Here is a 25,068-nt window from a genome sequence, read left to right as displayed (position 1 = left end):
TCGCCCGGATGATGGGGGCGTGACTGCCGCCGAAGACCAAACCGCCCGGGGCATCTCCGACTCCCCGTCGCTGCCGCGTATCACCGTGCTGCTGATGGCTGTCGCCACCGGGCTCGCGGTGGCAAACCTCTACTACTGCCAACCGCTGCTCGAGGTCATCGGCTCAAGCCTGCACATCTCCGCCGGCTCGGTCGGCACGCTGGTCACCCTGACTCAGGTCGGTTACGCGCTGGGGTTGTTGTTCGTGCTCCCGTTGGGTGACCTGCTCGAGCGTCGCGGGCTGATCGTCGGTATGTCGTTCGCCTCCGTCATCGCGCTGGTCGCGACCGCCACCGCCCAGAACGCCAGTTGGCTCTTTGTCGCGTCGGTCGCCGTCGGTGTGCTGTCGGTGCTCGCGCAGGTGCTGGTTCCGCTGGCCGCGAGCCTGGCGGCGCCGGAGGAACGCGGCACCATCGTGGGGACCGTGATGAGCGGGCTGCTGCTCGGCATACTTCTCGCTCGCACCGTCGCCGGCCTGCTCGCCGAGGTCGGCGGCTGGCGCGCGGTGTATGTCGTGGCGGCCGTGCTGATGTTCGTGCTCACGTTCGCGCTGCGTCGCGGGTTGCCGCGGAGCGAGCCGACCGTGTCGGCGTCCTACGGTGCGTTGCTCGCATCCGTCGGCCGGTTGGTGCGCACCGAACCGGTGCTGCGACGCCGAATGCTGTATGGCGCAGTCACTTTCGCGCAGTTCAGCGTGTTGTGGACGGCGCTGACCGGTCTGCTCAGCGGACCGCCGTATCACTACTCGGAGCTGGTGATCGGACTGTTCGGTCTGGTAGGTGCGGCCGGTGCGTTCGCGGCGCAGATTGCCGGGCGCTTGGCCGATCGCGGTCACGCGACGGCGTTGTCGGTGGCCTTTGGCGTGCTGCTGGTCGTGTCGTGGGCCGCGACCGCATTCGGGCGACACGACCTGCTGCCGCTGATCGTCGGCATCGTGCTGCTCGACTTCGGTGTGCAGGGCATGCAGGTCACCAACCAGAGCCAGATCTACACGCTCGCGGGCGACGCGCGTGCGCGGGTGAACTCGGTCTATATGACGGCGTATTTCGTCGGCGGCGCACTCGGATCGTGGGTCGCGACGAGGGTGGCATCGGCATACGGCTGGTCGGGAGTGTGCTGGCTCGGCGGTGGGTTGGCGGTCGTGCTCGTCGTGATCGTGACCGGCGGAGAGTGGTCGCTGAGGAGACAGCTGGCCGCTGTCAACCGGTGACTTGTGTCAGATGGCCGCCATCAGCCCGGAGGGTGGCCGATGCCGAGATCGTGTTTGCCGACGAGTTTGCAGCCAACACTGTGGCGGCACATCCCGTGGCCGGAGTGCATGCACTGGTAGCGATGTCGAACGTCGTCGGAATCCGCCTCAGAGACCCGGGCAGATCCTCGACCTGCTTGTTGCTCGATACGGCATGAACGAAGTCGCCGAGACACTCCGGCCGCACCTAGCCGTATTGAAGAGTCCTCAATAGCAGTTACATCACTGTGATCTGCCCGAAGTCGGGCAGATTCTTGTGTTTGGTTCGAGCTGCGACGCATCATTGTCGTCGTGCCCGATGAAGCGCTCGTCTCCCGCGTCGCCCAGTCGACCGGCCTCACGTATGGCGAAGCTGCCCGTGTCGTCGACGACGTGCTGGCCTGGCACCGCGAATCGGTCGAGGAATTCGTCCGTCGTCGGCACGCCCACCACCAGACCTACGGCAAGCGCAACGAGCAGATCTTCGAACTGATCGCGGCGGAGTTGCGCGAGCGCCCGTTCGCGGCGCCGGAACTGTCCCCGCGGCAACTGCGCCGCATGGTCTACGGCTGAACCACGAGAGAGCGGAAGCAAACATGTGCGGAATCGTCGGGTATGTCGGGGGCGCCAATGCGGTGCCGGTCCTGCTCGAAGGGCTGACCCGATTGGAGTACCGCGGCTACGACTCGGCCGGCGTCGGTGTGCTGACCGCCAATGGTCCCAAGGTCTTTCGCGCAGTCGGGCGCGTGCGTGACCTCGAACAGGTGCTGCCGAAGCGACTCACCGGCAAGGCCGGCATCGGCCACACCCGGTGGGCGACACACGGTCCGGCGACCGAGGCGAACGCCCACCCGCACGCCAGTGCCGACGGCCGAACTCTGGTGGTGCACAACGGGATCATCGACAATTCGGCCACGCTGCGCGCGCGGTTGGCGGCTGACGGCGTCACGCTGACCTCCGACACCGACACCGAAGTGCTCGCGCACCTGGTCGGCGCATCGACAGCGGCGACGTTGGAGGAGCGTGTCATCGAGGCCCTCGCCCAGATCACCGGCACCTACGCGATCGCCGTCGTCGACGCCGACTTTCCCGGCACGATCGTGGTCGCTCGGCAGGGATCGCCGCTGATCCTGGGCGTGGGAGAGCGTGAGATGTTCATCGGCTCGGACGCCGCAGCGCTGGTGCGGCATACGTCCTCAGTCGTGCACCTGGACGACGGCGAGCTCGCCACGGTGACCGCGACCGGGTTCCGCACCTTCACCGCCGACCAGGCCGACACCGGCAAGCAACCCGAGCAGATCGACTTGGTCGCGGACGAGCTCGAGGTGGGCGGACACGCCAACTTCATGCACAAGGAGATGCTCGAACAGCCCGCGTCGCTGCGGCGGATGCTGTCCGGTCGGCTCGACGAACGCTTCGCGACCGCCCGGCTCGACGGCCTCGGCCTCGACCCGCGCGAGCTGCGAACCTTCAAGCGGGTCAAGGCGATCGGCTGCGGATCGGCGTTCTATGTCGGTCAGCTCGGCGCCACCATGATCGAGGATCTCGCGCGCATCCCCGCCGATGCAGAGGCGGCCTCGGAGTTCCGCTATCGCAATCCGATCATCGAGCCCGACACGTTGTATGTCGCAGTCAGCCAGTCCGGTGAGACGGCCGACACGCTGTTCGCGGTCCGTGAGATCCAGCGCAAGGGCGGTCGGGTGGTCGGGCTCGTCAACGTGGTCGGCTCGTCCATCGCCCGCGAGTGCGACGGTGGCATCTACCTGCACGCCGGGCCGGAGATCAGCGTCTGCTCGACCAAGGCGCTGACGCACATGGCGGTCGGATTCGCTCTGCTGGCGCTCGCATTGGGTCGGGTGCACGACCTGTCGTATGCCGAAGGATCTCGAATCGTGAGAGGTATCAAGGCGATTCCCGATCAGGTGCAGCAGATCGTCGACGGTGAGGCCAGAATTGCCGACCTGGCGGCCGGACTCAGTGACGCGCAGAGCCTGTTCTTCATCGGCCGGGTGCGTGGCTATCCGGTCGCTCGTGAGGGCGCGCAGAAGTTGAAGGAGATCAGCTATCAGCACGCCGAGGCCTATCAGTCCAGTGAGTTGAAGCACGGCCCGCTGGCGCTGATCTCGCCGGAGATGCCGACGGTCGCGATCGTGCCCGATGACGAATTGCTCGAGCGCAACCTCGGTGCGCTCCACGAGGTGACCGCGCGCGGCGGCGAGGTGCTCGCTGTCACGCATGAGGCGGTCGAGCTGGCCGGGCTGGACGGCATACAACGCATCGACGTGCCACGCAACGAGGTCGAGCTGGACCCGATCCTGCTGATGATTCCCTTGCAGTTGTTGGCCTTTCACATCGCGACCCGCCTCGGACGTGACATCGACCGGCCGCGCAACCTGGCCAAGTCCGTCACCGTGGAGTAGCCATCCGCAGATCCCGCAGATCCACTTGCGGCCCGGTCCATGTGCCGCGCAGCCAGCGGTCGTGGCTGGCGACGACGACCGTGACCGGGGTGCGGGTGAGCGCGGCCTCGAGCTCGTCGACCAGCGTCAGTGACAGGTGGTTGGTCGGCTCGTCCAACAGCAACAGGTCCGGCTGGCGGGCCAACAGCAGCGCCAGTTCGACCCGCCGCTGCTGCCCGAGACTGAGTTCACCGACCGGCCGGTTGTGGTCGCGCGGGTGCAGCAGGCCGAGCGATCGCAGTGGCTCGCGAGGGGTGGCTGCGTCATACAGCTGCTGGGGTGTCGCGCTCAGATCAGGTATGCCGACCGCCTGGGTCAGCAGGCCGACCGCGCGGGCACGACGCTGCACGATCCCCTGCGCGGGGTCGAGTCGCCCGGCGAGAACGTCGAGCAGGGTCGACTTTCCGCAACCGTTCGGGCCGGTGATGAGCAGGTGTTCGCCGGCCGTCACGTCGAGCCGGGAGCAGCTGACCCGGCCGGCGACCACGACATCTCGGACACTCACGTATGCCGTGGGCTGTCTCTCGAAGGCGCCCGAAAACCGTAACGGCGCAGGCGGTTTCGGGATCTCGTCACGCAGGATGGCGGCGATTCGCTGATCGGCATTGCGGCGCCGACGGCTGACCGTCGCCTGCACGCGTGAGCCTTTGGAGAAGTGGATGAACTTGTCGTTGTCGCGGGGTGCTCGGTTGTGCGCGATGTCGAGATTGGTGGTTCTGGTGGCGGCCCGCAACTCGTTGAGTTCCTCGCGCTGGGCCTCGAATGCCTCGCTCCATCGCCGCCGTGCCGCAACCTTGGCTGCCAGATAGTCGGTGAAATCGCCGCTGAACGACTGACCGCCCGCGCCGTCGGTGCCGAAGTGCGACGGGTCGAGGTCGACGATCCGATGGCACACGGCGTTCAGGAAGACCCGGTCGTGGGATGCCGTCACCACGGCGCCGGTCATCGACATCAGTTGTGCCTGAAGGAAATCCAGCGCGTCGTCGTCGAGATGATTGGTCGGCTCATCCAGCAGCACGGCCGCGGGCCGCCGGATCAGCAGCGCCGCCAGCGCGAGTCGCGACACCTGTCCACCGGACAACTCGCCCGCGGTGCGATCGCCGGGGAGGTGTTCGAGGCCGAGGCGCTGCGCAGCGAGTTCGGCGCGCCGCGGCGCATCCCACGCGTCATGTGTGGTCGCCCACTCCAGCACGCGATCGTAGTCACGCGCGGCCGCTGGGTCGGTGAGCTCGCCGGCCAACTGCTCCAAGCGCGCGACAGCCTCGTGCAAGGGTGCCAGAGCGTCATACAGAACCTCCGAAACCGTTGCTGCCAGAGGGATTCCGGAGTCCTGGGCGATGAAGCCGACATCCGCCGGCATGCTGACGGTGCCGCTGGTCGGTTGCAATCGGCCGGCGAGGCAGCTCAGCAGGGTGGATTTGCCCGAGCCGTTCTCGCCGACGAGGCCGACGCGGGTGCCGGGCGGCACGGTCAGCGAGAAGCCGTCGAGCACGGGCCGATCGGCATACGTCATGGTCAGGTCTGAGCAGGAGATGGTCATGGGGAGCCTCGTGAGGTCGCGGGACTCGCCGGGCGGGACGCCGCGGTCGCGAGTGGTGGCGGGCTCAGAGCTTCATGATGCAACGAGGGTGGCAGTCGGCAGCGTCCGGCGCAACCGCTTTTCGCCGACGTCGAGCCATTAGTTACTGGCGGGTATTGTGACGTGGGTAACCTTCTCGCCAGGTGTCTCTCGGAAGGAAAGCGTCATGACTGCGCAAACCCGTCAGCGTGTGTCCCTGCTCGACGTCGGCAAGGGGTTGGCCGGGCTCGCACCCGACCTCGCGCTGCTGGCCAAGGAGGGTCCGGGTCTGCTGCTGCGACGCCCCTCATCGGCGAACTCCCTCGGCCTGGTCTTCCAGAAGGCCGCGGGCCGGCACCCCGAGCGGGTCTTCCTCAAGGGCGAAGGCACGGACGGCCCACGGACAATTACATATGGCGCCGCCAACGAGACGGTCAACCGGTATGCCGCGGTGCTGGAGTCGCACGGGGTGACGCGTGGCGACGTGGTGGGGCTGATGGCGCACAACGGCATCGAGAACATCCTGATCATGCTTGCGACCGTGAAGCTCGGCGCGGTCGCGGGCCTGCTCAACTACAACCAGCGCAGCGATGTGCTCGCGCACAGTCTGGGGATTCTCGACGCCCGAGTCGTCGTGATCGAGGACGACGGGCAGGAGGCTCTTGCGACAGCCGGGGAGATCGCGGACGCACAGACGGTGCTCACGTTCAGCGAGCTAGCGGAGCAGGCGAAGACCGCAAGCGCGGCCAATCCGCTGGCCACCGCCAAGACCGTCGGCAGCGAGCGCGCGTTCTACATCTTCACCTCCGGCACCACCGGCATGCCGAAGGCGTCGGTGATGAGCCACTACCGCTGGCTGAAGTCCTACAGCGGCCTCGGTGCCCTCGGCGTACGTCTCAAGAGCGACGACACGCTCTACTGCCCACTGCCGCTCTATCACAACAACGCGGTCACGGTCGCCTTGTCGTCGGTGCTGGTGGCCGGCGCGTCGATGGCGATCGCGCCGAAGTTCTCGGCGTCGCGATTCTGGGACGAGTGCATCACGTATGACGCAACGGCATTCGTCTACATCGGCGAACTGTGCCGCTACCTGCTGGCGCAGCCGGCCAAGCCGGTCGACCGCCAGCACGCGGTGCGTGTGATCGTCGGCAACGGCCTGCGCGCCGACATCTGGGCCGAATTCCAGGAGAGGTTCGGCATCGAGCGCATCGCGGAGTTCTACGGCGCCTCGGAGTGCAACATCGCGTTCATCAACGCCTTCAACCTCAGCCAGACCGCCGGCACGTGCCCGCTGCCCTACCGCGTCGTGGCCTACGACCCGGAGACGGGCAAGGCCGCGCGGAACGAGAAGGGCAGGCTGACGAAGGTCAAGACCGGCGAGACCGGGCTCTTGCTGGCCAAGGTCACCGACCGTGCGCCCTTCGACGGCTACACCGACAAGGCCGCATCCGAGGCGAAGCTGCTGCGCGACGGCTTCAAGGACGGCGACTGCTGGTTCGACACCGGTGACCTGGTGCGCAACCAGGGACTCAACCACGTGGCCTTCGTCGACCGTCTCGGTGACACTTTCCGTTGGAAGGGCGAGAACGTCGCGACCACCCAGGTCGAGGCCGCGTTCGGTCACCTCGACGATATCGAGGACTGCACGGTCTACGGCGTTCCGGTGCCCGGCGCCGACGGCAAGGCCGGTATGGCGGCGGTGGTCCTGCGCGAGGGCGCTGACTTCGACGGTGCCGCCCTGGCGAAGCACCTTCTCGACACCTTGCCGACGTATGCCGTGCCGCTGTTCGTCCGGACGGTCTTCTCCTTGGAGCACACCTCGACTTTCAAGAGCCGCAAGGTCGAACTGCGCGACGAGAGCTTCGACCACGCGCGCGACGGCCGGATCTATGTGCTCAAGGACTCCACGGAGGGGTACGTCCCGTTCTACGAGGGGTATGCCGCAGAAGTCGCCGCCGCCAAGGCCCCTCGCATCTGACCGGCGTCTGCCTGGTGGCTGCCTCGTGGCTCTGACCAGCGCATCTGGCGACGGGGTGGTTGGTAGCGAGTGGTTAGTGGTTAGTGATGAACCGCTCCGGGGTGAGGTGGCCGATCTCGTTGAACGTCGAGACGGCCGCGACACCGTTCTTGTCGAGGTGCAACCGCGTGTAGCCGGTGTTGAACACCGCCATCGACAGGCGCTCCCACGCTGACTCGCGCTCCGAGCCCAACAGCCCCGCGACAACCCAGGCGATCACGCCCACCGACGACACGACCAGCGTGTGTTCGGCATCGGCTGCCACCACCCGCCCGAATGCCTCATGCACGCGCTCATCGAAGGCGGCAAAGGTCTCCGGGTAGTCCTCGTCATGGTCACCCTCGGCCCAGCGTCGGACCGCCGTAGTGAACATGTCGACGAAGGCGGCGCGCGGCCTGAACGTGCGCATCATGTCTGCCTTCAGCACCAGCATGTTGCGATATGCCGGCCGGTAGGCGTTGATGACTGCCACGTGGTCGAGCTCGTCCCAGCCCGCATCGACATCGGGTGTCAGCGTCCAACCGGCGGCGACGCACACCTCGGCCGCGGTCTCTCGATGACGTTTCAATGTCCCGGTGACGATGTGGTCCGGCGCCGGCGCGCGCGTCGACAGGAACTGCCCCAGCAGGCGGGACTGCTCGTGCCCCAGGTCGGACAGGCGGTCATAGTCACTTTTGCCGAATGACGCCTGGCCGTGGCGCACCAGCGTGATGGAGCGTGACATGGCCGAAATCTATCGCGCCCGGCCAGTGATCAGCATCCGTCCAGGTTGTGTGCGAGGACTTCGCATACGGTCCATAGGGAGCGGGCTGTTGGGGATGGCAGCCATCGAGAACGGGAGTTGGTCAAGCATGACCGCGGTGGCGACCACTGCCGACAACCAGACGATCTGCTCGGATCGTCTGACCTTCCGGATCACGCCGGGTGCCATCGCTCGACTCGCGCCCGGGCTCACGGCATTCCTGCTGAGCGCGATCGCCTGCATCCGCTATCAGGTGCCGGTGCTCGAGGTCACGCGCTTCACCCTCGAGAACTGCTGGGCGATCCTGCTCCCCGGCGTGCTGACGCATCGCGCGTTGCGCGGTAGACCCACCGACCTGGTCACCGAACTGGCGTGGGGCACGGTGACCGGGCTCGCCATACAGCTCGCGGCCTGGGCGGCGTTCGTGTCGGCCGGGGCCGGTTCCTGGCTCATCGTCTACCCCTTGGCCTTCGTCGCGGTTTTCACTGCGGTTCCGAGGTTGCGTGGTTGCTGGACGCTGGCGCCATACGTACGCAGGACGGGCATCCGCACGGCGTGGGCGCTGACTGCCGTGTATGCCGCATCCCTGGTGGTGTTGGTGTATTACACCTTCCGTGCGCTGCCGCTGCCGCCGAGAACGGGCCTGTGGTATCAGGACATGTATTGGCATGCGGCGATCAGCGCGGAGGCGATGCATTCCGTGCCGCCGAGGGTGCCTCAGTTGGATGACCACGTCCTGATCTACCACTGGTTCTCGAACGCGCACATGGCTGCAGATGCGCTCATCTCGCATGTCGACGTGGTGACCGTGACCGGGCGTCTGTGGTACCTGCCGATCTATGCGGCGATCACACTGACGACGTATGTGCTGACGGTGTCGCTCACCGAACGTGCCTGGGCCGGAGTGCTCGCTGCGGCGCTGATCGTGGCGCCAGCAGGGATCTCTGTCGTCTCCTGGATAGGTCCGCTGGCGGTGTCGGGATACGTCCCGTATTCGCCGTCACAGGTGTTCAGCCTGCCCTTCCTCGCCTTCGGTGTGTGGCTGCTGATCGAGGCAGCGCGCGGCAGGTTGACCGCTCGCGGGTGGGTGTTGTTCGTGCTCATCGTCCTGGGCACCTGTGGGGCGAAGTCGTCGGCGCTGCCGGTGCTGCTCGGTGGTGCCTGCCTGGGGGCGTTGGTCAGCCTGCGCGACCGGTCCCGCCGCTGGCCGGCGCTCGGTGCCGTCGCCCTCATCGGTGCCGTCATCGCGGCGAGCGCGAAGGTCGTCGCTGGTGGTTCCAGCGGATCGACCATCGCACTGAATGCCACCGTCATCCGGCTCGAGGCGTTCCGCGTGTTCCTCGACCATGGCCACCCCATGAGCGAGATCCACCTGGCCGGCGTCCTTGTGCTCGCGATCATCTTGATCCAATTTCTGTATGGCGCAACAGGTTTCGCCCTCTTGCACCGCTCGACGCGTCGTGACCCGGCGGTGTGGATCTTCGTCGGAATCTTCCTGGCGGCGCAACTCGCGCTCTTCCTGATCAACCACCCCTCGATGTCGCAGATGTACTTCGTCGAGGGCATCGACCCGCTGTGGGCCGTCTTTGCGGTCTGGGGAGCGGTCGCCGCAATCTCACGCGCGAGGTGCGACAGCAGTTGGCGCGCGGTGTTCACAGTGATGGTCGGATACGGAACCATCGGCACCGCAACGGTTTTCGTCATACGTCATCTGGTCGGGCACCATCAGCCAGGCGCCAGGTCCGCGCTGCACCGGATGTTGTTTGCGGTCGGGGTCGTCGGCATCGCGGTAGTGCTGACCGCTGTGCTGTTGATCCTGCTGAGGCGACGTGCACCGGTGGTCGGACGACTGATGGCCGCGGGTGTCGTCGGCGGACTGCTCGTCGCGGCGACGGTGCCGTCGGTCTGGGAAGGCGACTTTTATCAGGCGCGCCGCGATTTGGATGCACGACCGAACCACCGTCACCTGAGCGTTGCCGAGGTAGCCGGTGCCCGCTGGCTCGCGGGGCATTCACCGCTGTCAGCTACCACGGCCACGAATGTGTACTGCCTGCCCGTGCGCACCGTGCCGCACTGTGACGCCCGCGCCTTCTGGGTGCAGGGGCTGAGTGAGCGATCGTCATACCTCGGGGCGTGGGCGTACGAAGACCAGAACGAGGACAATCTGCTGCATCAGAAGCAGTCCGACTACATCCGCTCCTTCTGGGACGTGCAGCGACTGGCTCTGAACAATGCTGCCTTCGCCGATCCGAGCCCGGCGGTGTTGACGCAGTTGTACGACTACGGGGTGCGCTGGCTGTACGCCGATTCCGCGGCTTCACGGGTGTCTGCGTCGCTGAGCCGGTACGCGATGCTGCGCTGGCACGCCGGGACTGTGTGGATCTATCAGCTGCGTGCGCCTCAAGTCTGAATGGCACGTATGGCGTGCATCACCACGCCACACGGAGGGCACAGTTCTGCCATAGCGACGCTGGCTTGGCTACACACATGGACACTCGCACGACGACCTCTCAACCAGTCGAACCCCGGCACAGCATGCTGCGACGCGTGGGACGAGCCGCTCTCGCCACCGCTGCGGTGACCATCGTCGGAGCCGGCGCGATCCCGCGCGCCGACGCGTCACCGGTCAGTGCTCCGAGCGGCGTGAAGCACAGCTCAGCCATCGCGGCAACGCCGTCGTCCGCCGCCGCACTGCCGGTCGAGAATCGAGCGACCGCAATGCGTTTCGTCGTCAACGACGACCTCTCGATCAGTCGGCTGGACTGACCGCGTCTGGCTGCGCCACGGTGCGCTGGCGCGACGCGTGCCCGATGGTGCCTGGACATGATTCGGCCGCCGGTGCGAACACCGGCGGCCGAGTCACGCAGATCGTCGTCAGCCGACTGCCGCGGCGCTCGCCGCAGCACTGCGCTTGAACATCTTCGGCAGGTATGCCGATTTCATGGTCTCCCAACGGTTTTCGTCGGGGAGTGCCAGCTGGCAGATCTTCTTCCAGGTCTGGAACAACTGCTTCGGCAGCGGGCCGGTGGTGTAGGGCAGGCCGTAACGGTCGCACACCTCGCGCAGTCGCGGAGCCACCTCGATGTAGCGGTTCGACGGCAGGTCGGGGAAGCAGTGGTGCTCGATCTGGTGTGACAGGTTGCCGGTCAGGATGTGGAACAACCGGCTGCCGGACAGGTTCGCCGAGCCCAGCATCTGGCGGATGTACCAGTCACCGCGCGTCTCGCCGTCGATCATCTCCTCGGTGAAGACGTCGACGCCGTCCGGGAAGTGTCCGCAGAAGATGACCGAGTGGGCCCAGATGTTGCGGATCATGTTGGCCGACACCGTGCCGGCCAGGCCCCGCTTGAAGGAGTTGCCGAAGAACATCCCGGCGGCGGGGCTGGCGATGTAGTCCTTGAGCACCTGGCGAATCGCCTTCTGCTTGAGGGCATTCAGGTCTGACTTGAAGTCTTCCTTCGACTTCACCCCCGCGCCGACCATGTCCCATTCGAGGTCGTAGGACGCGATGCCCCATTCGAACAGCGGAGCCAGCATCAAGTTGACCACCGGGTTGGCGATGTCGCGGGGCTTCCACGGCTGCTGGTGGTCGACGCGCAGGATGTTGTAGCCCACGTCGCGGTCCTTGCCGAGCACGTTGGTCCACGTGTGGTGGATGTCGTTGTGGGTGTGCTGCCAGCCGCGGGCCGGCGCGACGAAATCCCACTCCCAGGTGGTCGAGTGGATGTCGGGGTCGCGCATCCAGTCCCACTGACCGTGCAGCACGTTGTGCCCGATCTCCATGTTTTCCAGCACTTTGCCGAGCGCGATGGCCCCGGTGCCGGCAAGCCAGCCGGTGCGCGACTTGCTGACGGCGAGCGCGATCCGGCCGCTGACGTCGAGGGTGCGTGCGATGCGGATCATCCGGCGGATGTATGCCGCGTCGTCGGCACCGCGCGCCGCGATGACCTCGTCGCGTATGGCGTCCAGCTCGGCGCCGAGGGCCGCGACCTGCGCATCGTCGAGATGGGCTGCGGCATCCGGGCGCACCAGCGGAGCCCCGGTCGTCGGCAACACGCCTGTGCGCTTCTTGCTGGACGGGATCGCCACCCGCACATCAGGGGTGGTTGTCTCCGGTGCGATCGTCATACGTTGACTCCTTAGCGATCGAGATGGCAGTCGCCGGCGGCGGCAGAGATACAGGTTTGGATGAGATCGCCCTCGTTTGAGTGGATCTCGCCGGTGCGCAGGTCGCGTACCTGGCCGGACAACAGGGGGGTCAGACAGGTGCGGCAGATGCCCATGCGGCAACCGCTGGGCATCAGGATCCCGGCTTCTTCGCCGACCTCGAGCAGGGTGGTCGCGCCATCGGATTCGACCTCGCGATCGGAGCGTTCGAAGGTGATCCGGCCACCGGTTCCGGGGACGGCGGGCAGGGTCGCGACCGCGAAACGCTCGACTGTCAGCGATTCGGGCAGGTCGGCGTCGTGCCACAACTGGGTTGCGGCGTCGAGCATGTCGGTCGGTCCGCAGACGTAGGTCTTACGGCTGCGCCAGTCGGGGCAGATAGCGTCGAGATCGGCGGTGGAACTCAGGTCGATGCGGCCCTGCTCGCTGGTGATGCGATGCACGACGTGCAGCCCCGGATGCCGGGCGGACAGATTGGCGAGTTCATCACAGAACAAGGCGGATTCGCGGGTGCGGGCCGAATGCAGCAGCACGACGTCAGCGTCATTGCGCCGGGGGATGAGCGTGCGAATCATCGACATGACCGGGGTGATGCCGCTGCCTGCGGTCAGCATGAGCAGTGGTCGGGGGCCACTGGGAAGCACGAAGTCACCCTGCGGCGGCGCGAGGAAGAAGACGTCGCCGACGCGGGTGTGGTGCGCCAGATGCGAGGAGACCTTGCCACAGGCGGTCACGGTGATCTCAGGGTCTTGACCGGCTGCCGCCGACAGTGAGTAGGAACGCCACTGGCGCACACCGTCGATCTCGACGCCGATGCGAGCCCACTGACCGGCGTCGTGCGGAGACCAGCCCTGCCCGGGCCGGAAGGCGATCGTGGTGGACTGGGTCGTCTCGGCCCGCACAGCGGACACGACACCCCGCATCTGCCGGGCCGACGACAACGGGTTGAACAACGAGATGAAGTCGTGCGGCGGCGCGGGGTGGGTGAACACGGCCGCGGCTCGCAGAGCGACTGACTTCATTCCCACGCCTCCAGCATAATTGATTCCTGGCGCTTGAATCTCCATCGCATCGCTATAATCAAGCTCGTATTTCTATCTTGTCGTGATAAACACGATGTATGCCGCTGCCCCCGCCACCTGAGCCTTCGATGGATGAATCAGCCTCGCTGATCGGCGCTGAGTTGCCCTGGTCGATCCTGCCGCGGGAGGTCAGTGCGTTGCTGGCCACCGCCCTGCCGGACCTGGTCGAGGAAATCATCCAGCGGATCCCGCAGGAGGTGCCTGAGTACGCCCGACCCCTCGAGGGCGACTTCGGAACGTCTGTGCGACGCGGCGTCGAGATAGCGCTTCGCCGGCTGTTCATCGACTTGCCCGGACGGGATGAACCAGCTCTGCGCGCGGTGACCCGCACTGTCTATCGACAGATCGGTGTGGGTGAGGCCCGGACGGGCCGGTCTCTCGAGGCGCTGTTGTCGGCATACCGGCTCGGGGCTCGGGTGACCTTTCGGGCGGTCTCGGCGGTGGCCGAGCGGGCCGGCCTCGAGCCGCGGCTGATGCTGCCGCTCGGGGAATCGATCTTCGTCTACATCGACGAAATTTCAGCTGCGAGTGTCGAGGGATTCACCGAGGAACAGTCCCGGCAGGTGGGCGAACGTGACCGGCGACGGGAGTTGCTGCTGCGTCGACTGCTGTCGGGCAACATCCAGGAGGTCGAGATTCGCCGGCTCGCGGCTCGCTGTGGGTGGACCATTCCGGCGAGGGTGGTCGCCGTTGTACTTGCGCCGGAGGAAGCTGAGGGACTGCGGCTGGCTCTTGGGGACCAGGCGTTGATCAGCAGCAGGACGGGGCAGGTGGTGGCGCTGGCCGCTGCGCCCGCATCCACCGGCGCGAGGTCCGAGCTGGCCAGGGCACTGAGCGGCCGCGGCGCGTGGGTCGGGCCGGCGTGTCCCTGGGATCAAGCGGCGGAATCCCACCGTGCGGCGGTGCATGCGGCTGCGATCACCGACTTGGCGGACGACGGTGGCGACGCGCTGTGGGTGAGTGATCACCTCGCAGCCATCGTGCTGCAGACCGAACCGGAACTCATCAAGGAACTCGCTGCTGTGCGTTTTGAGCCGATGGCGGAGTTGCGCCCGGCGCAGCAGGAGCGTCTCGCCGAGACATTGCTCGCGTGGTTGCGGCATCGCGGCGAACGCGCGCGCATCGCCGAGGAATTGCACGTTCACCCTCAGACGGTGGGTTATCGGTTGACCCAGCTCCGGGAGGTCTTCGGCGACGACCTCGACGACCCCGACGCCCGATTCGAGCTTGAGTTGGTGCTGCGGGCCGGCCACCGCCCGGAGTCTGCCGGCTGACGGCGAGCGAGGGCGTCGTCGGAGGCGATGCTTGAGAATTGCTGACCCCAAGCTGTCAATGCACTGACAATGATCCGGCTTTCCACCACGCGCACTTCGCAGCGTCTAGCGTGCGTCTGCTTCTGCTGCGCGCTCGCAGTGGATCAATTCGAACCTCAGCAAGGAGAATATGCGTGCGCCATTCAAACACCGGTCGACGAACAGCCGCCACAGTCGCAGGCGCAGGTTGCCTGACTCTGGCCGTCGCGGCCACTTTGGGCGCCGGCACCGCTCACGCAGCGACAGCAGGCACCAATGACAAAATCGCCATCGCAACCGGCACGTCGCCTGGCGCGATGCGCGGTGCGGACGGTTTCGGAAACACCCCGTCGAACACTCCCGAGGCTGTTTCGTTCGTGTTGAACGAACGCAACAAGGCCGCGCTGGAAGCACAGGTCGAGCGCGGTGCCGGGCACCAACTCAACGTGCGTCAGTTCGCGACGCAGTACGGGCAAAGTGACCGCACGATCCGCGAGTTGACCAGTTACCTGAGTTCTTTCGGGATCAAGACCACCGTGTATGCCGACCACGTCGACATCGCTGCCACAGGCACGGCCGGTGAATTCGACAAAGCGTTGGCCACGACGCAGGAGGAGTTCCACGTACCGGGCCAGCGGGCGCGCGACGGGCAGGCGGCGGTGCCTGCCCAGACGGTCCATGCCCCCCGCACCCAACCTCGCCTGCCTCGAAAAGTCGCAGGGAGCGTGCTCGCGGTCCTCGGACTGAGCAACTACAGCCCGTACGTCTCCAACGCCCAGCACGTTCCGGCGGCGTCGAAGTCAGCCGGTACGTCGGGGTCGTGCGAAACATTGACGCCGGGCGACGGCGCAGACTGCAATCTGCCGTCGAACTTCGTGCAGCGATACGGCTTGACGAACCTGGAGAAGTCCGGCGTCAACGGCAGCGGTCAGACTCTTGGCATCGTCACCCTTGCGGCACTGGATCCCGGCGCACCGCAGTATTTCTGGTCGCACATTGCGCGTGTGCCTTCGACCGGTCGCACCGTCAGCGTGCAGAACATCGACGGTGGCCCGGGTGCACCCAGTGACGCGTCCGGCAGCGGCGAGACCGATCTGGATGTCGAACAGTCCGGTGGAGTTGCCCCTGGCGCGAACGTGATCGTCTATCAGGCACCCAACACCGACAACGGCTTTGCGGACGCCTTCTTCAGCGCAGCCAGTCAGAACATCGCGGGATCCGTCTCGAGCAGTTGGGGCGAGTCTGAAACCGTCGTGCAGTCAGCGGTTGCCTCGGGCGAGGAGACCCCGGCATACGAAGCCGCATTCGACGAAGCGTTCCTTGAGCTGGCGGCCCAGGGCCAGGCGACCTTCGTTTCGGCCGGCGATTCCGGCGCGTATGACGCGTCCGGCGACCTGGGCAGCACGAACCTGTCCGTCGACACACCTGGGGACAGCCCGTATGTCACCTCCGCAGGCGGCACCACGCTGCCGTGGTCGGGGACGGTGTCCAGTGCCAAGACCGGGAAGACTGCTGCGGTCAGTGAGCCGATCACGCGCACCTGGGGCTGGGACTACCTGTGGCCCGCGTTTGCCAAAGTGACCGGCACGAGCGAGGCGCAAGCAGCTGTGGCGAACATCGCCGGTGGCGGCGGCGGTTTCAGCACCGTGGAATCGCAGCCCAGTTACCAGCGCGGCGTTCCTGGGACGAACAGCTACAGGGCAGTGCCCTTCCTGACTCCCACGGCGGTGAAGACGGTCGGCGGAATTCAGGAGCCGACAGCGTGGACCTTCGACGCCCACCCGACAGTGGTCACCGGCAGGGGCAACGGGCGAGCCGAGCCGGACATCGCCGCCGACGCCGACCCGTTCACCGGTTATCAGTTGTACGAACCCAGCGCCAGCCCGGCGTTGCAGGCAGGTTGGGGCGGCACGAGCTTCGTTGCGCCGCAGTTGAATGGCAGCGCAGCCGTCATCGACCAGGCAGTCGGGCACCGTGTCGGGTTCTGGAACCCGGCGGTGTACGGCTTGGCCACCACCTTCGCCTCACCGTTCAAGACGATCAACGCCAGCGGCGTGAGCAGCAGCAACATGTTCTTCACGGGCAACCCTGGCACCGTCTACAACCCCGGCTCCGGCCTCGGCAGCCCGGACCTGGGCAAACTGGCGGCTGACCTGCGGTGGTTGTGGCGCCGGTAGGGCGGTAGCCACAGGATGGAGTTCGATGCGGGCGAGGTTGCTGATCAGCAACCTCGCCCGCATCGACGTCGCATCGGATACGCCCCAGTAGATTGGCGCAGGTGAGCTTGGACCAGACGACTCAGCCTCGCGACAGGTACATCGACATCGATGGCGTGCGGGTGCGCTACGTGCTCGACGCCGGACCGGGTCAGGGGCCGACCTTCCTGCTGGTGCACGGCCTTGGTGGATCACTGGAGAACTGGGGTGACGTGATTCCCCTCCTGGCGCAACGTGGCCGGGTCGTCGCGCTCGACCTGGGCGGCCACGGACTGACGCAGGTGGAGCCGCGCAAGGCCGTCGTATCGGCGAATCTGACTCTGCTGCAACGCTTTGCGCATGTCGTCTGCGACGGCCCCGTCGTCGTCGTGGGCAATTCGATGGGCGGGCTGCTCGCCGGCCAACTTGCTGCGCTCGACAAGCGGCTGGTCGCCGGCGCCGTTCTCGTCGATCCGGTGATCCCGCTCAGCCCGGGTGCGTTGCCCGAGCCACTGGTGGCGGTCGGCTTCGGCATCTACGCGACGCCGCGACTGGGTCCGTGGTTCATGGCAGACCGTGCAGCGAAGGTACCCGTCGAGGTGATGGCACGGCAGGTGCTGAGCCTCGTGGCCTCCGACATACATCGTGTCAGTGATCGACTGCTGGAGGCACACATCGAGTCCGCGCGACGGCGGCGTGAACTGGTGCCCGACGGCGATGCGGCATTCCTGTCGGCGGCCAAATCGGTGCTCCTCGCGACCGCTCGTCGGGGGGACTACGCCCGCCGGATGGACACGATCCTCGCGCCGGTGCTCCTGCTGCACGGCGACCGGGACCGGCTGGTCAGCGTCAAGGCTGCCCGCTCGCTGGCGGCCCGGCATCCGCACTGGCGGTATGTCGAGGGCGCGGGAATCGGCCACACACCGATGCTCGACTGGCCGGACTGGACCAGCGAGCAGATCCTCGCGTGGATCGACGCCACTCCCAGCCTGAGCCGGCTGACCCCGGGCGTGAGCTGATCGCGCCGGTCGCCGGCTCGTGTACGTATGACGGCGCGCGGTCATGTGAGCTGTACCGCTCGATTTGGCGCACGATGCGGACGGCAGGCATGGTTGTGTGATGAGCACCTCCAGACCCCGCACCACACGGCTGACCGCCGTTGCGGCCATCGCCTGCGGCGCCATGGCTCTGAGCGCCTGCGGCAGCAGCAGTTCCAAGACCGCGGCACCGTCCTCCACCTCAACGACGATGTCGAGCAGCGCATCCCCCAGTGCAGGCGCAAGCTCATCGTCCAGCACGAGCCCGCTGCCGGCGTCCCGGTCGAGCAGCACCGTCGCACTCGACCCGGTCAAGGCCTGCCAGACAGCGGTCGGTGACACCAACACCGCCATCACCAGTTGGAACAACGCGGTGTCGACGCAGAACTCCAAGCAGTTGAAGGCCGCCGCCAACAACTTCCGGACGACTGCGACGAACCTCGGAAAGTTGCCCGCTCAGTCCGGGGACGCCGGCTTCAAGGCCCGCATCGGCCCGGTGGCGACCGACCTCAACGCCATGGCCACCGCCTACTTCAAGAACCAAACCGTCTCGGTGACGCAGTACAACACCGACTCGGGCAACCTACGCAGCTACTGCCAGAAGCTCATCGACAAGTAGGCCGTCAGTCCGCCGCCTGGAGCAACTGGGCGAGTTCTGTCTGCGCTGCGGCGGTGTCTTCGGCGGCCTTCGCGGCTGACGCGGTCGCCGCGTCGAGCGCCTCGGCAGCTGCTCGGGCGACGCGTTCGGCCGTCTGCCGCGCGGTTTCCGCCGCGTGTTGACGGCTGCGTGCGCGCTCCAGCGCAGTGCGCGCTGCGCGGATCTCGCGTGCCAGTGCGGCGTCCGCCGTGCTGCTCGACGCGGCCGAGGCTGTCGGTGACGAGGTCGGCAGAGCCGTCGCCGTGGCCGCAGAGATGTCGACCTCGCCCAGCCCGCTGTACTGCAGCGCCGTCACCAGTCGCCCACTGCACACCGCCCGCTCGGCGGCCGGGTCTGCGACCGCCGCGGTGAGCGTCGCCGTCACCTGATCACGGACTGGACCGCTGGCGCCGGTGTCGCCGACGGCAGCGTCGACCAGGACGCGCACCAGCGAATTGCGTTCGGCACCGAGAGCCTTCATCTCTGCTCCCGAGAGGTCGCTCTGCGCTTGGCGCAATCGCGCCCCCAGGTCGGCGAGCTGCACCAAGCCGGGATCTGCATCGCTGCGCGCCAGCTTGTTGATGAGGGACGCAGCAGCCGAAGGCCGCCGCAGCGCCCGCACCTGAGCGGCCAGCTCACGATCGCCGTCCTGGCGCGCCGCACGAACGGCCGCATCGCGCGCGGTCACGAAGGCATCGGGAGCTCCGGCATACAGCTCGTCCACGATCTCGTCGAGGCGGGTGGACATGCACCCAGTCTGCCGTCGAGAGCCGCCGCGTGTGGGATGGACCGCTGATATTCCGGTGCGGGCGACTAGGTTGGGGGCCACAAATCCCTGGAGGTTGAACGTGGACGCAGATGCCATCGTCGTGGGCGCCGGACTCGCTGGTCTGGTGGCTGCCGGCGAGCTGATTGCGGCTGGCAGGAAGGTCGCCATCGTCGATCAGGAGAGCGCCGCCAACCTCGGCGGGCAGGCCTGGTGGTCGTTCGGTGGGTTGTTCTTCGTCGACTCTCCGGAGCAGCGCCGGATGGGTATCAAGGATTCCGTCGAGCTCGCCTGGCAGGACTGGCAGGGCAGCGCCGCCTTCGACCGGCTCGACGACGAGGACTCGTGGGCGGCCAGGTGGGCGCGCGCGTACGTCGAATTCGCCGCCGGCGAGAAGCGTTCGTGGCTGAAGGAGCGCGGCATGGGGTGGCTCGCGGTCGTCGGCTGGGCCGAGCGCGGCGACGGTCGCGCCGAGGGGCACGGCAACTCGGTGCCGCGATTCCACATCACGTGGGGCACCGGCACCGGTGTGGTCAAACCGTTCGTCGACGCTGCGCTCGCCGCGATGGAGACGGGGCAGGTGAAGCTCTACGAGCGTCACCGGGTCGACGAGTTGATCCGTGAGGGTGGCGCTGTCACTGGTGTCCGAGGCCGAACCTTGTTGCAGGACAATGCGATTCGCGGAGCAGAGAGCAGTCGCGAAGAGGTCGATGACTTCGCGCTGACCGCCCAGGCCGTCATCGTCACCTCCGGCGGGATCGGCGGCAACCACGAACTCGTCCGCAAGTGGTGGCCCGAGCGCCTGGGCACGCCACCGCGGCAGATGATCACCGGAGTTCCGGCATACGTCGACGGTCGGATGATCGAGATCACCGAACGCGTCGGCGCACGCACCGTCAACCGCGACCGCATGTGGCACTACGTCGAAGGCGTGCGCAACTGGGATCCGGTCTGGCCGCAGCACGCGATCCGGATCTTGCCGGGACCATCGCCGATGTGGTTCGACGCGCTGGGGCGGCGGTTGCCGTATCCCTTCCTGCCCGGCTTCGACACGCTCGGCACCCTGCGGCACCTGCGCACGACGCCCGACCTTGCGGCATACGACCACTCGTGGTTCATCGTCACCCAGAAGATCATCGAGAAGGAGTTCGGGCTCTCCGGCTCCGAGCAGAACCCCGACATCACCAACAAGGACTTCAGACTGCTCGCCGAGCGCGTGCGCAAGGGTGCGCCTGGGCCGGTCGAGGCGTTCAAGCAGCGTGGTGCGGATTTCGTTGTGGCGCAGACACTTTCGGAGCTTGTCGACAAGATGAACGGCCTCACCGACGAGCCCCTGCTCAACGTCGCCGACATTGAGCGCCAGGTCGTCGCACGTGACCGTGAGGTTGCCAACAAGTTCACCAAGGACGCTCAACTGACAGCCGTGCGTGGTGCCCGGAGCTACCGCGGCGACCGGATGATCCGTGTCGCCAAACCGCACGAGATCCTCGACCCAGCCGCCGGTCCGCTCATCGGCGTGAAATTGCACGTGCTCACGCGCAAGTCGTTGGGCGGACTGCAGACCGACCTCAGCTCACGCGTGCTCGATGCCTCGGGCGAGCCGATCGACGGGCTGTATGCCGCAGGTGAGGCCGCCGGATTCGGCGGCGGCGGGGTGCACGGTTACAACTCCCTCGAAGGCACCTTCCTCGGTGGCTGCATCTTCTCCGGACGCGCGGCCGGTCGAGCCGTTGCCGAGCAGGCCGGCTGATGGCTCGCCGTCCGATCGACGACGTCAGCTTCGGCGTCCGCGTCGCGGCGCTGTGGTCTGCGAGCTTTCTGCTCATCTTCGGCGCGGTCTGGGCGCTGATCTTCCTGCTGAACAAGGTCAGCATGGTGACGATCACCATGGCCGTCGCGATCATGGTGTGCGCCCTGCTGGAGCCGGGCGTCCGACTGCTGACCAAGATCAAGATTCCGCGGTCGCTCGCCGCGCTGATCGTCTTCGTGCTCGGCATCGCGGTGCTCGGTCTGCTGACCTGGTTCGTCATCGTGCAGATCACCGATGCGCGCACCTCGCTGTACTCGCAACTGCAGGACGCGGCGGTCAAGATCCGCAATTGGCTGGTCGACGGGCCGACCCACATGTCCGCCAAACAGGCCGACAAATACACGACCGATCTGGGGCAGACCATCGGCGAACACCGCCAGACCATCGTGTCCGGGGCGGTGTCCACCGCACGAAGTGCCGTGGGCATCCTGTCCGGAGCGGTGTTTTGCCTGTTCGCGACGATCTTCCTGTTGATGGACAACGGCTCCATCTGGCGGTGGTTCGTGCGGGCGATGCCCCGGCATACGCACGCTCACGCTTATGAGGCGGGGCAGGTCGCCTGGCGCACGCTCACGGCATACATGCGCAGTCTCGTGTTACTCGCCGCCATCAACTCGCTGGCGATGGTGCCGGTCATGGCTCTTGCCGACCTGCCGCTGGTCATGCCGCTGGCAGTGTTGCTGTTCCTCGGGTCGCTGGTGCCGCTGATCGGCGTGACCCTCGCGGGGGTGATCGTGTGTCTCATCGCGCTGGTGACCAAGGGCGTGGTCACTGCGATCGTGATGGGCGTGGCGCTGATCCTGATCGTGCAGCTTTTCGGCAACATCCTCAACCCGATCATCCTGGGCAAGGCGGTCGACATACATCCGCTGGCGATCCTGGTGACGGTGACCGCGGGGACGCTGGTGGCCGGGATCTTCGGCGCCTTCGTGGCGGTGCCGCTCGTCGCGGTGATCAACAATGCAACGCATGCGGTGCGAGCGCACCATCGTGATGCCGTCGCCGAGCGGGTGACCTGATGTCACATTCGCGCCCGGGGAGGCTGCGACGGCTGGGTTTGCAAGCGTTCCAACGACTTCCGGCACGTCCGAGCTACGCGTTGATCCGGTTGGGCACGCCCACGTTCAGCCTGGGCGCGATCGCCCTCATCGAGTACGACGGGCGCACCCTCGCGCTGCGCCAAACGCATCGCCGCGGGGACAGCCTGCCCGGCGGATTGGTGGACCGGCACGAGCATCCGGCCGACGCGGTGCGTCGCGAGGTGCTGGAAGAGACCGGCCTCACCATCGATCCGGGCGACGTCGTGGCGACGGTCTTCGAGACGCGGCTGCGGCACATCGACGTCATCTTCCGGGTGGTGTGCGACGCCGAGCCCATGGTCGCTCCAGCAAGTGAGGCGACCGGATTCCGCTGGCTGCTGCCACATGAGTGGACCGACATCGACGTGGCCACGGCACGGATCCTGCACGCGGCCGGCGCTGTGCACGACCGGCCGGTGGCGGGCCGGCTGCTGCAGACAACGGAATGACCGTCCCGGCCGCACGGGGGTGCGCAGCCGGGACGTCGCTGGTCGGGTTATCCGCTGACCCGGATGACGTAGAGCAGCGGAACGGTGTTTCCGGAGGTGTAGGTCCAGGTGATCGACGGGGAGGCGAGGCCGTTGACGCCATACGCTTGGACCGTCAGGTTCGTGAATTCGTATATCGCTCCGGGCGTTCCGCCAGGGGGAGCGGTGACGGTGATGGTGGCATTGCCGTTGGCGTCCACCGGAACGAAGCCGGACAATCCACCGCTGCCGGAGTAGTTGCACTCGTCGCTCGGGTTGATGGTCGCCGACGGTGGGGTCCCACCGACGGAATATCCGATGGCCAATGCGCCCGGAGCATGCAGCGTGATCACATTTCCGATCGTCGCTTGGTATGAGCCTTTGATCATTGCCGGTGACTGGCTCGTCACTGTCGGCACGGCCGGAGCGGTGGTCTGAACGATGAAGGACGTGCTCACCTGGCCGGAGTACAGCGTCGGCCCGCTGGTCGGCACACTCACCGCTTCAGCGACGAAGGTGTAGCTGCCGTCGGCCAGGGCCGGAGTGGTCCAGGTGACCGGGGTGTTGCTGGTGGTGGCCGGCGCGGTGTAGGCGGTGACTTCCTTGCCGGCGCTGTTCTTCACGTAGAACACGATCTTGATGTCCGCCTTCGTCGATGCGCCGTTGGCAGGCAGACCGTCCGACGCCTGCGCACGAAGCGTGGCATTGGGCGAGTTGACGTAGTTCGTGGAGTTGGCCCGGCAGGAGTTGACGATGGTCAGATTCGAGGGATTGGCCGGCGGGTAGCTGAAGACGACCTCAGAACTGGGACCGAGCGGGTCAGTGGTGCCGCGGTCGAAACGCTTCCACGAGTTGCCGTACAACGGCGCGGTCAGGCCGAAGGTCGCCGTGCTCGACTTGTGGTTGAACAGCGTCTGATAGAGCGAGGCCAGCTTCGTGTTGGAGAAGGTGATGGTCGCGAAGTTGCGTCCGTTGCTCCCGGCTGCGGACTTCGTCGTGCCCAACTCGGAGGTGATGGCGGGGCCGGGCCAGTTCATCCCGTTGTGGATCGACTGCGTGGCATCGAGGTCGAAGCCGGTCGGAGCGGAGGTGCCGTTCCAGACCTCCCGCACGCTGACCGATGCCGAATCAACGTGGGGCGTGGTGCCTCCGGTGCCGGGCAGAGTGGCACCCAGTTGGAAGAAGGACGCTGCATTGAAACCGCGGCCGCACCCGGCATACACCGGGGTGCAGTAGCCCACGGGAAGGTTCGTGCCGGTGCTCCACTGCGACCGGTCGACGGCGCTGAACACGCTGAGGGTGATGGGCTGTGAGCCGGATGTGTCGGGCTGGACGAACAGCGGGTAGTGGACGCCGGTGGCCGCGAGGGAGGCCCGCTGCGCAGCAACCTGCAGAGTCCGGCGGGCGTTCGTGACCGTCATGGGAGCCGCTGTCAGCGCGGTGATGTGCCCGGTGCTCGGATCGGTTGCGCTGGGAATCGGTCCGAGGTGTAGGTCCGTGGTGGAGTCCCAGACTTCACCTGCTCCGAGCGCAAAACTCGAGTTCGGTATGCCGGTGACCGCGCCGGCTCCGTCAGCAGTGGACGACCAGGTCGTGCCGGACGAGGAGATGCTCGGGTGCATCAGCGCGGTCAGGGCGCTGCTGCTTGCGGCAGCGGCGGAGTGGACGACGAGGGTTTCGGTGTAGCCGGTGGTGGTCGCCGAGACGACGACGTCGATGCCGGGCGCGACCTGCCGATAGGTGGCGGTGGTGCCGCTCAGGACCGGCGCCGGCAGTGAGTCGGGGAGTGTGATGGTCGCGGTGTGCGCACCGGATCCGAGGGTGATGAGCGGACCGGTTCCTCCGGCTGAAAAGGTCACCGGGTCGCTCGCCGCAACCGGGGCGATGCCATGAGCAGTGCGAGCCAAGGTCGTGTTCAGCGATACCCAGGTGGAGCCGCGTCTGACCCGTACCGGCACGGCGGAGGTCGTCTGCCGGAAGGTGCCGTCGGGCAAAGCTGTGACGTCGCTGGTCGCGGTCGTCAATGATGTGACGACGCTGGCGCGGTGCGTGGTGAGCGCGGTCCGCAACGCCGCGCGCAACACCGCGGGCGCACCTGCCTCGAGGCGGCCGTCGCGGCTCGAGGCGCTGTTGGACGTGATCCCGGTGCCGGTGATGACAAGACCCTGAGCAGACTTGCTGCCGGTCGCGTGGGCAGCTCCGGCGCCGACGGCGAGCAGCCCGGCGGTCGCCATACCGGCACAGACCAGCATCGTGATGCCGCGAGTTGGTCGGCGCGATGCGCCCGTGGTCGTCGCGGCGGTTTCGCCGGAGCGTTGCTGATGGTGCATCGAGGGATCACTTTCGAAGACGGGCGTGACGGTGGCGGGAATGCACGACCGATCGACCGGTGCCGGTCACTTGATGATGGTGTCTCCCCGGACCGCAACGTAGCCGCGCAGTCGGCCTACGGGATAGATCCCAGATCCTTCGGACTTGCTGAAATTAACCTGA

19 protein-coding genes are annotated in these 25,068 nt (G+C 66.7%); 13 read left to right on the top strand and 6 right to left on the bottom strand.

Annotated elements, in window-relative coordinates; all coding sequences use genetic code 11:
* The first annotated feature begins 19 nt into the window (after positions 1-19).
* The 3 genes from BKA23_RS12390 to glmS all read left to right on the top strand — a co-directional run bounded on the left by BKA23_RS12390 (position 20) and on the right by glmS (position 3,687).
* The gene (locus tag BKA23_RS12390) at positions 20-1,249 is read left to right on the top strand and encodes an MFS transporter (protein ID WP_246104640.1); all 1,230 of its coding nucleotides are present in this window, start codon (positions 20-22) and stop codon (positions 1,247-1,249) included.
* A 330-nt stretch (positions 1,250-1,579) separates the two neighbouring features.
* Positions 1,580-1,840, top strand: coding sequence for an SANT/Myb-like DNA-binding domain-containing protein (locus tag BKA23_RS12385; RefSeq protein ID WP_145228920.1), 261 nt, complete (start codon positions 1,580-1,582; stop codon positions 1,838-1,840).
* A 23-nt stretch (positions 1,841-1,863) separates the two neighbouring features.
* Positions 1,864-3,687: a glutamine--fructose-6-phosphate transaminase (isomerizing) gene (gene glmS / locus BKA23_RS12380; RefSeq protein WP_145228918.1), complete on the top strand. Its 1,824-nt coding sequence runs from the start codon at positions 1,864-1,866 to the stop codon at positions 3,685-3,687.
* Here the strand turns inward: glmS and BKA23_RS12375 are convergent.
* Positions 3,674-5,266, bottom strand: a complete 1,593-nt coding sequence (locus BKA23_RS12375; RefSeq protein WP_145228916.1) for an ABC-F family ATP-binding cassette domain-containing protein — start codon at positions 5,264-5,266, stop codon at positions 3,674-3,676. The genes glmS and BKA23_RS12375 overlap by 14 nt on opposite strands.
* Positions 5,267-5,471: 205 nt before the next feature.
* Here BKA23_RS12375 and BKA23_RS12370 point away from each other — a divergent pair, with 205 nt between their 5' ends.
* Positions 5,472-7,262 carry a long-chain-acyl-CoA synthetase gene (locus BKA23_RS12370; RefSeq protein ID WP_145228914.1) on the top strand — a complete coding sequence of 597 codons (1,791 nt, stop codon included), beginning with the start codon at positions 5,472-5,474 and terminating at the stop codon, positions 7,260-7,262.
* A gap of 73 nt (positions 7,263-7,335) precedes the next feature.
* On the opposite strand, the gene BKA23_RS12365 is transcribed toward BKA23_RS12370, so the two are convergent.
* Positions 7,336-8,025, bottom strand: a complete 690-nt coding sequence (locus BKA23_RS12365) for a histidine phosphatase family protein (protein ID WP_145228913.1) — start codon at positions 8,023-8,025, stop codon at positions 7,336-7,338.
* Positions 8,026-8,161: 136 nt separating this feature from the next.
* Between BKA23_RS12365 and BKA23_RS12360 the strand changes: the two genes are divergently transcribed.
* Positions 8,162-10,453: a hypothetical protein gene (locus BKA23_RS12360; protein ID WP_145228911.1), complete on the top strand. Its 2,292-nt coding sequence runs from the start codon at positions 8,162-8,164 to the stop codon at positions 10,451-10,453.
* Positions 10,454-10,590: 137 nt separating this feature from the next.
* Positions 10,591-10,809 (top strand): hypothetical protein, encoded by a 219-nt coding sequence (locus BKA23_RS12355; RefSeq protein WP_145228909.1) that lies wholly within the window; start codon positions 10,591-10,593, stop codon positions 10,807-10,809.
* Positions 10,810-10,917: 108 nt separating this feature from the next.
* Here the strand turns inward: BKA23_RS12355 and BKA23_RS12350 are convergent, their stop codons facing one another.
* Both BKA23_RS12350 and BKA23_RS12345 read right to left on the bottom strand, forming a co-directional pair.
* Entirely contained in the window at positions 10,918-12,171 is a 1,254-nt protein-coding gene (locus BKA23_RS12350) for a fatty acid desaturase family protein (RefSeq protein ID WP_145228907.1), read from the bottom strand.
* Between the two features lie 11 nt (positions 12,172-12,182).
* Positions 12,183-13,232, bottom strand: coding sequence for a ferredoxin reductase (locus tag BKA23_RS12345; RefSeq protein WP_145228905.1), 1,050 nt, complete (start codon positions 13,230-13,232; stop codon positions 12,183-12,185).
* A 128-nt stretch (positions 13,233-13,360) separates the two neighbouring features.
* Here BKA23_RS12345 and BKA23_RS12340 point away from each other — a divergent pair, with 128 nt between their 5' ends.
* The 4 genes from BKA23_RS12340 (at position 13,361) to BKA23_RS12325 (ending at position 18,435) form a co-directional block, all read left to right on the top strand.
* A complete protein-coding gene (locus BKA23_RS12340; RefSeq protein WP_145228903.1) occupies positions 13,361-14,566 on the top strand; it encodes a PucR family transcriptional regulator in 1,206 nt (401 codons plus the stop codon).
* A gap of 173 nt (positions 14,567-14,739) precedes the next feature.
* Positions 14,740-16,761, top strand: a complete 2,022-nt coding sequence (locus tag BKA23_RS12335) for a S53 family peptidase (RefSeq protein WP_145228901.1) — start codon at positions 14,740-14,742, stop codon at positions 16,759-16,761.
* Between the two features lie 101 nt (positions 16,762-16,862).
* Positions 16,863-17,798: an alpha/beta fold hydrolase gene (locus BKA23_RS12330; RefSeq protein WP_170226505.1), complete on the top strand. Its 936-nt coding sequence runs from the start codon at positions 16,863-16,865 to the stop codon at positions 17,796-17,798.
* 100 nt (positions 17,799-17,898) lie between these two features.
* Entirely contained in the window at positions 17,899-18,435 is a 537-nt protein-coding gene (locus BKA23_RS12325) for a hypothetical protein (protein ID WP_145228897.1), read from the top strand.
* 4 nt (positions 18,436-18,439) lie between these two features.
* Here the strand turns inward: BKA23_RS12325 and BKA23_RS12320 are convergent, their stop codons facing one another.
* Positions 18,440-19,201, bottom strand: a complete 762-nt coding sequence (locus BKA23_RS12320) for a hypothetical protein (RefSeq protein WP_145228895.1) — start codon at positions 19,199-19,201, stop codon at positions 18,440-18,442.
* A 100-nt stretch (positions 19,202-19,301) separates the two neighbouring features.
* Between BKA23_RS12320 and BKA23_RS12315 the strand changes: the two genes are divergently transcribed.
* Genes BKA23_RS12315 through BKA23_RS12305 form a run of 3 tightly spaced genes read left to right on the top strand, consistent with a single transcriptional unit; the run spans position 19,302 to position 22,557 of the window.
* The gene (locus BKA23_RS12315; protein WP_145228893.1) at positions 19,302-20,969 is read left to right on the top strand and encodes an FAD-binding dehydrogenase; all 1,668 of its coding nucleotides are present in this window, start codon (positions 19,302-19,304) and stop codon (positions 20,967-20,969) included.
* Positions 20,969-22,048, top strand: coding sequence for an AI-2E family transporter (locus tag BKA23_RS12310; RefSeq protein WP_145228891.1), 1,080 nt, complete (start codon positions 20,969-20,971; stop codon positions 22,046-22,048). Before BKA23_RS12315 ends, BKA23_RS12310 begins: the two co-directional genes overlap by 1 nt.
* Positions 22,048-22,557, top strand: a complete 510-nt coding sequence (locus BKA23_RS12305) for an NUDIX hydrolase (protein ID WP_145228889.1) — start codon at positions 22,048-22,050, stop codon at positions 22,555-22,557. Before BKA23_RS12310 ends, BKA23_RS12305 begins: the two co-directional genes overlap by 1 nt.
* A gap of 47 nt (positions 22,558-22,604) precedes the next feature.
* On the opposite strand, the gene BKA23_RS12300 is transcribed toward BKA23_RS12305, so the two are convergent.
* Positions 22,605-24,905, bottom strand: a complete 2,301-nt coding sequence (locus BKA23_RS12300; RefSeq protein ID WP_145228887.1) for a hypothetical protein — start codon at positions 24,903-24,905, stop codon at positions 22,605-22,607.
* Positions 24,906-25,068: the final 163 nt, after the last annotated feature.

It is taken from the genome of Rudaeicoccus suwonensis (assembly GCF_007829035.1).
GTDB lineage: Bacteria > Actinomycetota > Actinomycetes > Actinomycetales > Dermatophilaceae > Rudaeicoccus > Rudaeicoccus suwonensis.
Note: the sequence above shows the minus strand (reverse complement) of the source record. Positions and strands in the feature narration are given on the sequence as shown.